Origin of the sequence: Velocimicrobium porci (assembly GCF_009696045.1) — a bacterium.
GTDB lineage: Bacteria > Bacillota > Clostridia > Lachnospirales > Lachnospiraceae > Velocimicrobium > Velocimicrobium porci.
The window spans coordinates 121,758-134,015 of the sequence record NZ_VUMT01000005.1 but is presented as its reverse complement, the minus strand read 5'-3'; the positions used below and the strand labels follow the sequence as shown (position 1 = coordinate 134,015).

The window sequence follows — 12,258 nt, the reverse complement described above, 5'->3', positions numbered from 1 at the left end:
TCGATTCAACTTTGTTTTTCTACCTTTACCCTTTTAAAGCAAAAAAATATTTTATTACATTTCGCCAAAACACTTTATGACAATTGTAACTAGCAACTAATGCAAAATCCGATTATTATAGAACTAGAACGAAAGGAGGTTTCATAAATGACTCGAAATAATAACAATTTTCTATGGGGACTGCTTTTTATCGTATTAGGCATTGGTTTTGCAGGCAACGCGTTTGACTTATGGCATTTTTCCATCTTTTTCCCCGGCTGGTGGACTTTATTTTTAATCATTCCATGTGGTATCTCAATTATACAAAATGGATTTCAAACCGGTTCCATAATCGGTTTCGTAAGCGGTGTTATGCTTTTATTGTCCTGTCAGGGATTTGTCAGCACACGCCTAATTGGTCAACTAATCATTCCCGTTATATTAATTATTGCAGGTTTGGGAATTATTTTTTCTAATTCATCCAAAAAAACAATATCAATCAAATCCTCTGACTTCCAAAAAAAAAATTCAGAACACTTGACTGATTATACTGCAACCTTCTCGTCCCAAAGCATATCATTGGATAACCAGATTTTCACAGGAGCTTCAATCAATGCTATTTTTGGTTCTGTCACACTACGATTAGACAATGCCATTATTAATGAAGATGTAGTAATTAACAGCAATGCCACTTTCGGAGGAATTGAAATTTATCTTCCGGCTTATGTAAATGTGAAAGTTTCCAGCACACCAATTTTTGGTGGTGTAACAAACCGCCGTCATGGCATTGTTAATTCGGATGCACCTACCGTGTATATTAACGCAACTTGTATGTTTGGAGGTGTAGAAATACGATGAACCAAAAACAAAAAATAATCAAATATATCGCGACTGCTCTTGCACTTTTTCTAGCTTTTTCAATTATAGCAGGAGTTGTTGGGATGATTACATTTTTTGCAGGATTCTCGAGACCTCAAAAAAATAATGGCAACAATACATCAACTCCAATTACTGGGAATAGGCATAATCATGGGCATGAAGATTATTATGACACAGATGACGACTATGATGAAGAAGATTATGAAGATTATGAGGAGGAGGACTTTGACGAAATGAAAAATTTATCTACAACTAGTTTTTCCAATACCTTTTCTGATATAAAAAAACTTGAGGTTGAAAGCTTTGTCTATCAAGTCATTATTCAATATGGCAATGTATCAAAAGTAACCGTAGACTGCCAAAATGTACTTGAGGATTATACTGCAAAAGTAAGAAATAATACTCTGATTCTTTCGGGCAAATATTCGTCTTATAACAATTGGGGAAAAGAAGGGCTCTCTACACTCCTGGGAATTTTAAATGGAAAATCTCCTAATACCGACAGAAAAGTTATCATTACAATCCCTGATAATACTACTTTAGACTCCTGTTCCATTGATTCCGGTACCGGAAATGTAAGTCTAAGTAATCTTGCAACAAAAAAACTTGAGATAAACAATGGAATCGGATCTGTCACAGGAAAATACATCACAGCGGATTATGCCGATCTTGAATGTGGAACCGGTGCAGTAAAATTAAAACATGTAACATTTAACAAAACGGATTTAGAATCCGGAACAGGCTCCACAACAATCAGTGGCACGCTTAATGGAGAAACGGATATCGAAAGTGGTATTGGCTCTGTTAAATTAGAACTCACCGGCTCCCTGGATGACTACAATTTTGACATAGAAAAGGGTCTTGGAAGTCTAAAAGTAAATGGTGCCTCTTATAAAGAATTCAATACAAACAATCCTAGTGTTTCCAATTCCATTGAAATAAGTGGTGGCATGGGTTCTATACAGATTGACTTTCAACACAACTCTTAATGATTATATAGGCAATGGGACCAAGAATAAAACCTAAAATTCCAAACAGCTTTACACCAACATACATCGAAATTAAGCTGAAAATCGGTTTTATTCCTGTCCCTTTTCCTATTGTTTTAGCTTCAATCACTTCCCTTATAATTTGGCAAAGTACATAAAGAGTAAATAAAACTGCTGCCTGATACCAGTTACCACGAAGCAGTGAAAGAACACACCATGGAATTAAAATCAGCCCGCATCCCAGAGCCGGAAATGCATCAAATACACTAATTCCTAACCCAATCAAAAATGAATTTCTCTTTCCCATTAAAAAAAATCCAAGCATACATACAAATGCATCTGCTCCCATAATAAACAGCTGCGCCTTACCATAAGCTGCTCCGACCTGACCAAGTTTTCCAAGCAATGGCTTCCCAAATTGATAAAATATAGATTCCTCAAATATAATTTTTAAATCATCCATATCTTTGATAATGAAATAAGCTCCCAGTAAAATTAAAAATAAAATCCAGCATGCACCAAACACTTTTGCAATCCCCTGAATCGTTTCTGTTGAAAAGAAAGAACCAAAACCAGTTTTTATCTGTTCAACACCTTTAGAAATATGAGAATAAATAAAACCATTTGAACTTCCACTCTTCAAACCAAACATTGTGTCACATCGGTCGCATAATCCATCTACCTCTGTAAGTATAATCTGTTGATACCTTGGCATATTTTTTATCATATCCTTTGTTTGATAAAATAATTGCTGAATCAAAACAAAAAAAACAAGCCCCACAATTCCGGTTATACCCCCGATTAAAAGACTTCCACTGACCCCTCCTGAAATATGAAAATTTTTTTTCAGCTTAGCAGCCACAGGATAAACTAATTTTGCCAAAAAATAAGAAAAAATAAAAGGAACCACTAATGGTAAAATATATCGAAAGCTCAGATATACCGCACCTATGGTTCCTATTAAAAAAAGTAACTGTTTATACTCGGAACGATTCAAATGCCTCACCTCATATTTACTTATACTATGATGTTGGGGTCAAAAGATATTTTGCCCTTGATATCTACGGATGACTACGTACTTTGTGCTCCCGTCATGCTATACAATTATTATAAGCATATAAAGATATATTATACTGGCATTTTTCTTCCATAAAAGTTAAAAATAATTAAATGGTTCTCTTTGTGGCAAATATTCGAAAGAAATGTTCTTGTTTGTCTTCGGATGATTGAATTCTAAGTAGCAGGAAGCAAGTCCAATCTGTCTCCATTCCTTTTCCTTTATCGACTCTTTATTATACTTACTGTCCCCCCAAATACCCGCAAGATGTTCTTTCATCTGAACACGAATCTGGTGGTGACGTCCTGTTAGCAATTCGATTTCTACTAACGAACATCCTTCTTTTACGGCTTTTACCGTATAATAAAGTTCTGCCCTCTTTGCATTTTTATTTTCTTTATCTGTAATAGATGACAAATTGGTTCTTCCATTCTTCACCAGATAATCCGTTAGTAATTCTTTTTGATTCCCCAATTTCTCAGGCAATTCCTTCGTCACCACCGCTAAATATCTCTTATGAAACTGTCCCTGTTGTATCTGACTGCTAAGCTGTTTTGCAGCAAATTTGGTTTTTGCAAAAACCATAACTCCCTCAACTGGTCTGTCTAAACGATGTACCACACCAATAAATGGCTGTTCCTTCTGTTCTCCTGACTCATAGACATAATTTTTCAGACGGTTTACCATATCAAAATCAGAAGTTTTGTCACTCTGAGACGGTACTCCTGCCGGCTTTATACATACAATAATATGAGCATCCTCATATAAAATCTTTATTTGCATATTCATGCCACCCACATCTTCCTTTCATTTCGTTTATTTCCAAATTGTCATACCTTAAATCGGTATCCGACTCCCCATATCGTTTCGATGTATTGTGGCTTTGATGTATTTACTTCTATTTTTTCCCTAATTTTTTTAATATGAACCGTTACCGTTGCAATATCTCCAATTGATTCCATATCCCATATTTCCTGAAATAACTCTTCTTTTGTAAAAACATGGTTTGGATTTTCCGCTAAAAAAGTAAGTAAGTCAAACTCTTTCGTTGTAAATACTTTTTCCTCACCATTCACATACACCCTTCTAGCCGTTTTATCAATTTTAATTCCACGAATCTCAATAATATCATTTTCTTTCATTCCAGAACCAACCAAACGCGCATATCTTGCCATATGAGCCTTCACTCTCGCCACAAGCTCACTAGGGCTGAATGGTTTTGTCATATAGTCATCTGCTCCCAGCCCAAGTCCACGAATCTTATCAATATCATCCTTTTTCGCAGAAACCATGATAATAGGTGTATTTTTCTCTTCTCGAATCTTTTTACAAATTTCAAATCCATCGACATTTGGAAGCATCAAGTCTAAAATGATTAAATTAAACTCCTCACCTAAAGCTCTATTCAATCCCATATCACCTTTTGTTTCAATTACTACATCAAACCCACTTAACTCTAAATAGTCTTTTTCTAATTCTGCAATTGCCTCTTCATCTTCTATTATTAATATTTTACTCATAATTCAAATCCTCCTTTTTCTCACAATCACATTTCCTAAGTGTAAAATAAATACTCGTCCCAACATTCTCCTTTCCTGAAGCCCAGATTTTTCCCCCATGTCCCTCTATAATCTTTTTCGAAATAGAAAGTCCAAGACCGGTACCTCCTTGTGAAGAATTTCTGGAAGCATCGGTTCGATAAAATCGGTCAAAAATAAATGGAATTTCATTTTCTGCAATTCCTTTTCCATTGTCCTCAAATTCAACCTGAACATGTTCTCTTCCATCTCGAATTCTAATATTTATCAATCCTTTTTTCTTATCAAGATATTTAACAGAATTGCCAATGATGTTATTCACAACACGCTTCAATTGTTCCACATCAATCCACACCTGCTGATTTTTATCCACATAATTAAAATAACCAATATCTATATTTTTCATTTCTAAATCCAGTGTCAGCTCATTTATACAATCACTAAAATAATCGTCTAAATTAACACAGACAAAATTATAAGGCACTGCATTGCAATCAATTTTGGAATAAAATGATAATTCATCTACTAATACAGTCATATCATTCGCTTTATTATAAATCGTTCTTAGATATTTATCCAATTTCTCAGGCGTATCGGCTACTCCGTCCATAATTCCCTCTGCATATCCCTTAATTGCTGTCAGCGGAGTCTTAAGGTCATGTGAAATATTACTCATAAGCTCCCTTGAATCCTCTTCATACTGAATTCTTGATTCAATCAATTCCTTAAGACGAATACGCATATTTTCAAAATCTTTACATAAATCTCCAATCTCGTCCTCTTTTTCAACTTTAACACTATTATTTAAGTTTCCCTCACTCATTTGTCTTGCAGCACACTGTAACGTTTTCAGCGGTCTTATAATCCCCTGATAAATCCATAAAATCAATATGGATGCCGTAAAACAAATAATTAAAATAAATGCAACTACAATTTGAACTGCCAATGCCCTGATTTGCGGAAGAATCGTATCAACCTCGGTTACTACAAACGCACTTCCTTGTGCTCCATCTTTATAAATAAAATCCTGTTGCTTGACTAATGCCGGATTATCACCACTGACATAGAATCCTCCATCAATTTCTGAACTATCTGCTCCGTATTCCGGAAGCTTTTCTTTAATCTGTTTAAATTCTTCATAATTGCCAACATAAACATATTCTTTCTCTTTTCTTATTATAAGGAAGGAAAACTTTGTCTTCAATTCTTTATTAATCGAATCCATATACTCCTGATTTTCAATTTTTTCAGGATGTCTAAGCACAGTTGTCTGAAGGCGATTACAAATACTTCTTGTCAACCGATTTAACACCTGCAATGGATTCACCAAAATCTGAATCGTATCGGTTTCCAGATTATAAGACTGTTGTATCTCATTCATATGATAATTCATAAGTGCACTACCGGCAGCACAAATTAAAATAATCGGAACCGTAATTACAATCAAAAAACTAATAACCAGACGTTGTCTTATCTTCATATCAATTCCAGCCACAAGCATCTATGCAAAAATTACTTGTTTTCTATCCTTTCCCGTATTTTCGATTTTCACACCCTTTATCAGCCTTTCATACAGTATACCATAATCTATCCTTTAAATGTACGAAAACAACTGGAAAGAATCTAAAGTTTTTATGAAAATTTTTTTCTAAAAAAAGGGTTGACTAATAGTATAAAACATAGTATCCTAATGACACAAGTTAACATAGTTATTGAATTATTATTTCTCTTATTCCGAGTGGTGGAGAGTTAAGGCTCTGTGAAACCACGGCAACCCCAGAACGGAAGGTGCCAATCTAAGCGAGTAATCGAACAATAAGAGGATTTGGTATCGCATAATCAAGTCCATCTTAGATGGACTTTCTTTATTATATAGGAAATTTCTTTCAATTCCTTATATAGTAAAAAGCCCTCCGGGCAAGGACGCACTGTGACGGAAAGGTACATTATATTGCCAAAACAAACCGTCACAGGCGGAGAATCCCGTCTTGTAGGATTTTCTCTTGTGGTTCTGCAACCAGTTTTCTTTATAGGAGAAATAATAAGAAACGAAGGAGGACCATATAAAATGGAAAAATTATTATTTACATCAGAGTCAGTTACCGAAGGACATCCTGATAAAATTTGTGATCAGATTTCCGATGCAGTATTAGATGCATTATTAGAACAAGACCCTATGAGCCGTGTTGCATGTGAAACAGCAATCACAACCGGTCTTGTATTAGTTATGGGTGAAGTAACAACACAAGGATATGTTGACATTCAAAAAATCGTTCGTGATACAATTCGCGAAATCGGCTATGATTCTTCTGATAAAGGCTTCGATGCAAACACATGCGGTGTTATTGTGGCTTTAGATGAACAGTCTGCTGATATTGCAATGGGTGTTAATAAAGCATTAGAAGCAAAAGAAAATCAGATGTCCGACAGCGATATTGAAGCAATTGGAGCCGGTGACCAAGGTATGATGTTTGGTTTCGCTTCCAATGAAACAGAAGAATACCTTCCTTATCCAATCGCCTTAGCACACAAGTTAACACGTAAATTAACAGAAGTTCGTAAAAATGGTACTTTAGGATACCTACGTCCTGATGGAAAATCACAGGTTACTGTTGAATATGACGAAAATGGTAAACCTGTACATATCAACGCAGTCGTAATTTCTACCCAACACGCTGCTGAGATTACACAGGAACAAATTCATGAAGATATCAAAAAGTATGTAATTGATGCTGTCTTACCTGCTGAATTGGTAAACGAAAATACAAAATATTTTATCAACCCAACTGGTCGTTTCGTTATTGGCGGACCAAATGGTGACAGTGGTCTGACAGGTCGAAAAATTATTGTTGACACTTATGGTGGATATGCACGTCATGGTGGTGGTGCTTTCTCTGGTAAAGACTGCACAAAAGTTGACCGTTCTGCAGCATATGCGGCTCGTTATGTAGCGAAAAATATTGTTGCTGCAGGTTTGGCCGATAAATGTGAAATCCAACTTTCCTACGCAATCGGTGTTGCACACCCAACTTCGATCATGGTTGATACATTCGGAACAGGTAAATTAAAAGATGACGAACTTGTAGCCATTATTCGTGATAACTTTGATCTTCGTCCTGCCGGAATTATCAAAATGTTAGATTTAAGAAGACCTATCTACAAACAAACAGCAGCTTACGGACACTTTGGAAGAACTGATTTAAATCTTCCTTGGGAAGCACTTGACAAAGTTGATATTTTAAAAAAATACTTATAAAATAGTAAAACAAAAATCGGAGATATTTTAATTGTTCCTGACAACTACAAAATATCTCCGATACTTTTTTATTCTATAACTTCTCATTTTAAAAAAAACATATATTACAGTTTTTTCTCCTGCACACCAAACAAATTCGCTGCCAGCAACTGCTTATGTAAAATGGCAGCAATCGCAAATGCTCCAAGCACACTAATAATGTCTTTTAATAAAAATGGTAATGATACCAGTAAAAACGATTGTTTCAATCCAACACCCGTTAAAATTGCAAATCCAACCACTCCCAAAATATGGTCAATCGCCAATCCAGCTATTCCAACCAAACTTGCCAGACATTTATTTTTCATACTTTGTGCCGCCCCACATAACAATGCCATTATAATGAATCCCCATATAAAACCTCCGGTCTTACCTAATAGAATTGCTATACCACCTTGAAAGCCTGCAAAAACCGGTGCACCAACCATTCCTAAAAGTACATATGCAAAAACTGCAATAGTTCCAAGCTTCCATCCTAAAACAGCTCCACATAACGCAACACCAAATGTCTGTAACGTAATTGGTACCCCACTTGGCAATGGAATACTAATCTGCGACATTACTGCCAATACTGCTGTAAGCATTCCTGTTAAAACTACATCCCTTGTGTTCATTTTTTTCTCTCTCATCTCTTCACATCCCCATTTCTCACCTAAAATGCTTGTACATTCCAGTGTTTCTTTTACAATTTTCTTCTACATTTCCTAATTTCTTTCAATCGTAGTATACTCATTCCTATTCCAATTGTCAACTATATTTTTAAAAAAGTTTACAATTAATAAATTGTTTTATTATCAAAACAATAAAATAATAAAGAAGTTGTTACAAAAAATCATTTTGCGACAACCTCTTTACCACATAAGTTTACAATTTTTCTAAGCTCTGTTCAATATCTGCAATAATATCCTCTACATTCTCCAAGCCAACAGATACACGAATCAGACCAGGATTAACGCCTGCTGCAATTAACTGTTCGTCTGTCAACTGTCGATGTGTTGCGCTCGCCGGATGTAAAACACAAGTGCGAATATCTGCAACATGAACCTCATTCGAAGCTAATTTCAGACCATCCATAAATCTAACAGCGTTTTCCTTTCCGCCTTTAATTACAATTGATATCACTCCACAACTTCCTTTTGGAAGATACTTTTTTGCTCTTTGATAATATTCATCTTCTGGAAGAGCAGAATACTTAACTTCTTCAATTTTATCCGACTGTTGAAAATACTTTGCAACTTTCAGTGCATTTTCACAATAACGTTCCATCCGAATTGGGAGTGTTTCAAGCCCCAGATTCAACAGAAATGCCGAATGTGCTGCAGGATAACAGCCAAAGTCTCTCATTAGTTGCATTCTTGCTTTTACAATATAAGCCTGTTTTCCAAAATCTCGGGCGTAAATTACTCCGTGATAAGATTCATCCGGTTCTGTAAATTCCGGAAACTTTCCATTCTCCCAATCAAAATTACCACTGTCAACAATAACACCTCCAACTTGCAGAGCATGTCCGTCCATATATTTTGTTGTTGAGTGAATTACAATGTCTGCTCCAAATTGAAATGGCTTGCACAATACAGGTGTAGCAAATGTATTATCTATAATAAGAGGAACACCATTCTTATGTGCAATAGCAGCTAACTTTTCGATATCTAAAACAGCAAGTGCCGGATTCGCTAAAGTTTCGCCAAACACTGCTTTTGTATTTTCCTTAAATTTACTTTGAATCTCTTCCTCAGATGCTTCTGCATCTACAAAAATACACTCGATTCCAAAACGTTTTAAAGTAACGGCAAATAAATTAACAGTTCCTCCATAAATCGTTGATGTACTAATAAAACTATCCCCTGCTGAACAAAGATTCAAAATTGAAAGTAACGATGCCGCCTGCCCGGAAGATGTACACATTGCACCAACTCCACCTTCCAAATCAGCAATTTTCTTTTCCACACATTCAACTGTAGGATTCGAAAAACGAGAATACATATGTGCCGTAGGCATATCAAACAATTCTCCTATGTGCTCCGTAGAGTCAAATGTATAAGTTGTACTTTGAACAATCGGCATAACCCTAGGCGCTCCATTTTCAGGTGTATAACCGGAATGTAAACACTTTGTTTCGTCTTTCATTTCAACTCAATCCCCCTTATTGTTTTTTATTTATTATAGAAGTTCTTATTTCTTTTCGCAATATAAATATTCAACAAATCACACCAAATTCACTTTCTATTACCTAATCTTATTAACCAATCTAAATTAGTGCATTTGTCTAACCATTTAAAACAAAAGGACATGCGTCCCTGTTATTTAACACAATTTTTTCAAAAAAATACCCATATGAGTTTGCTATATTGTCCAAAATATGCTATAATACAAATTCACAATGAGTAAAATCATTTGTGAATCATTTATCTTTAAAAAGAAAGAGAGGAAAAGCGAATGCAACTAACAAAAAAAATGAAAAAAACATTATCTTTATTGCTAGTCCTTGCATTAGTTTTCGGTATGATTAATGTACCTGTAAACAACGCAAAGGCTGCAACGGGGGACGTAACTATTACACTTCTTGAAACAACCGATATCCATGGACATCTGGTTGAGACTCCAAGTAAAGAAAAGTCTTCTTTCCAGTACAGAATGGCTTATATGGCTAAGTTATTTAATGATTACAAAGCAAAAGGCGATACTATTATTTTAAATGGTGGAGATACTTTTCAGGGAACTCCTCTATCTAACCTTTCTTATGGAAAATATTTAATTCAGACTTTAGATGCTATGAAATTTGATGCTTCTGCAGTTGGTAACCATGAATTTGACTGGGGCATTGAAAAAGTTACTACAAAAAATGCTACATTGGCAAACAGCAATATTCCAATGCTCGCTTCCAATATCTTTGTTAAAAGCACAGGCAAATTAGTAGATTTTGCAAAACCTTATACAATTGTTGAAAGAAGTGGCAAAAAAATCGCTATTATCGGTTGGGCAGATGAATATTCTGTAGATATTATGGCTGAAAGAATCGCTCCTTACACAATTAGCGAAGATGCTTCTATCGTTAATAAACTCGCAAAAGAGTTAAAAACATCAAAAGAAGCGGATGCAGTTATCGTATTAGCTCACGATGACGCTCAGGAATGTGTTGAAAAATTCGAAGCAGGATACATTGATGCTGTATTTGGCGGTCACTCCCACCAAATCAAAGTAGGTGTAGGCAGCAATGGTATTCCTTATGGTCAGGGATACAAAGAAGCAAGAGGATTTGCAAAAGCAACAATGACAATTTCTGCTGATAATAAAGTAACTGTAACTACACCAGAATTTGTTGATATTAATGCAGACCCTACAAAATTAGTATGTACAGATGCAAACAAAACTGATTTTGATACAACAATCATTAATATTTCTAATACTGCAGTAGATGAAGTTGCACCATTACTTAATAAAGAAATTGCAGACTTACCTGTAGCTTTAACAAGAGATTTAATCGAAGGTTCTCTAACATCCGTAATGGGTAACTGGATTACAGATATGATGCGTTATGATGAAGGTGTAGACTTTGCATTCTGCAATGATGGTGGTATCCGTACTAACTTTGACGCAAAAAAACTTACAGTAAACGACATTTATACAGTGGCTCCATTCGGTAACTTAATCTATAAAATTGAAATGAAAGGTAGTCAGATTGTTAAATTATTAGAACAAGTTGTCGGAAATGACTCTTCCAACATGCAGATGTCTGGTCTTACTGCAAAATATGATTTAAGTCTTCCAGAGGACCAACAAGTATTTGATGTTCGTTTAGCAGACGGAACTCCAATCCAAATGGATAAAGTATATACATTAGTAACAAATCAATACCTTGCAACAGGTGGTAATAAATATACTGCATTCGTTACAGACGTTGTATCTTCTGTAAATACAAATGTAGCAGATAATGAATCTTTAATCGAAAAAGTTACTAAATTAGGAAAAGAAGGACCTTTAAAAGTTGATGCAGCTGCCCGTTTTACAGAAGGCACAAAACCTGTAACAGTTCCAACAACAGCTAAGAAAAAAACAATTTACAAAGGTCAGTCCTTTAACGTAAATATCAAATCTCTTGCAGATGATGCAAAAGTTACATACACATCCAGCAATAAAAAAGTTGCTACTGTGACAAGCAAAGGTAAAGTTACTGCTAAAAAAGCCGGTACTGCTACTATCACTGCAAAAGTTACACAAAACAACACAACTTACAAATTACAGTTAAAAGTTACTGTTAAGAACCCTGTCGTAAAGATGACAGCTTCTACAAAACAATTAAAAGTTGGTAAAACATATACTTTTAAAGCAAAAGCTTATGGCCTAAATGGTACTGTTAAATGGTCATCCAGCAACAAAAAAGTAGCTTCTATCACAAGCAAAGGTAAAGTTACTGCTAAAAAAGCCGGTACTACTACAATTAAAGCAACTGTAAACGGAAAATCAGTTTCTTGCAAATTAACAGTAAAGGCTAAATAAACAGAACTAACATTTATATAGCAA

Annotated in this window: 10 protein-coding genes and 1 riboswitch; of the genes, 4 read left to right on the top strand and 6 right to left on the bottom strand. The window is 35.2% G+C overall.

Annotation, left to right across the window (positions count from 1 at the left end):
* Positions 1–147 precede the first annotated feature (147 nt).
* Entirely contained in the window at positions 148–837 is a 690-nt protein-coding gene (locus FYJ58_RS05130; RefSeq protein WP_154518217.1) for a LiaF transmembrane domain-containing protein, read from the top strand.
* Complete coding sequence (locus tag FYJ58_RS05125; protein ID WP_154518214.1) at positions 834–1,847, top strand: DUF4097 family beta strand repeat-containing protein; 1,014 nt, start codon at positions 834–836, stop codon at positions 1,845–1,847. The genes FYJ58_RS05130 and FYJ58_RS05125 overlap by 4 nt, the downstream gene beginning before the upstream one ends.
* On the opposite strand, the gene FYJ58_RS05120 is transcribed toward FYJ58_RS05125, so the two are convergent.
* The 4 genes from FYJ58_RS05120 to FYJ58_RS05105 form a co-directional block, all read right to left on the bottom strand.
* Complete coding sequence (locus FYJ58_RS05120) at positions 1,816–2,844, bottom strand: AI-2E family transporter (protein WP_154518211.1); 1,029 nt, start codon at positions 2,842–2,844, stop codon at positions 1,816–1,818. The two genes, FYJ58_RS05125 and FYJ58_RS05120, sit on opposite strands and share 32 nt — an antisense overlap.
* A 159-nt stretch (positions 2,845–3,003) precedes the next feature.
* Positions 3,004–3,687: an RluA family pseudouridine synthase gene (locus FYJ58_RS05115; RefSeq protein WP_235912560.1), complete on the bottom strand. Its 684-nt coding sequence runs from the start codon at positions 3,685–3,687 to the stop codon at positions 3,004–3,006.
* 47 nt (positions 3,688–3,734) lie between these two features.
* Positions 3,735–4,424 (bottom strand): response regulator transcription factor, encoded by a 690-nt coding sequence (locus FYJ58_RS05110; protein ID WP_154518205.1) that lies wholly within the window; start codon positions 4,422–4,424, stop codon positions 3,735–3,737.
* Entirely contained in the window at positions 4,417–5,922 is a 1,506-nt protein-coding gene (locus tag FYJ58_RS05105) for a sensor histidine kinase (RefSeq protein ID WP_154518202.1), read from the bottom strand. The genes FYJ58_RS05110 and FYJ58_RS05105 overlap by 8 nt, the downstream gene beginning before the upstream one ends.
* Positions 5,923–6,168: 246 nt before the next feature.
* Positions 6,169–6,264, top strand: a riboswitch (SAM riboswitch).
* 246 nt (positions 6,265–6,510) lie between these two features.
* Between FYJ58_RS05105 and metK the strand changes: the two genes are divergently transcribed.
* Positions 6,511–7,698 (top strand): methionine adenosyltransferase, encoded by a 1,188-nt coding sequence (gene metK, locus FYJ58_RS05100; protein WP_154518199.1) that lies wholly within the window; start codon positions 6,511–6,513, stop codon positions 7,696–7,698.
* Positions 7,699–7,802: 104 nt separating this feature from the next.
* Here metK and FYJ58_RS05095 read toward each other — a convergent pair whose 3' ends face one another.
* Positions 7,803–8,366 carry a biotin transporter BioY gene (locus FYJ58_RS05095; RefSeq protein ID WP_154518196.1) on the bottom strand — a complete coding sequence of 188 codons (564 nt, stop codon included), beginning with the start codon at positions 8,364–8,366 and terminating at the stop codon, positions 7,803–7,805.
* A 235-nt stretch (positions 8,367–8,601) separates the two neighbouring features.
* The gene (locus FYJ58_RS05090) at positions 8,602–9,864 is read right to left on the bottom strand and encodes an O-acetylhomoserine aminocarboxypropyltransferase/cysteine synthase family protein (RefSeq protein ID WP_154518193.1); all 1,263 of its coding nucleotides are present in this window, start codon (positions 9,862–9,864) and stop codon (positions 8,602–8,604) included.
* 309 nt (positions 9,865–10,173) lie between these two features.
* On the opposite strand from FYJ58_RS05090, the gene FYJ58_RS05085 reads away from it, so the two are divergent.
* Positions 10,174–12,234 (top strand): 5'-nucleotidase C-terminal domain-containing protein, encoded by a 2,061-nt coding sequence (locus FYJ58_RS05085; RefSeq protein WP_154518190.1) that lies wholly within the window; start codon positions 10,174–10,176, stop codon positions 12,232–12,234.
* Positions 12,235–12,258: the final 24 nt, after the last annotated feature.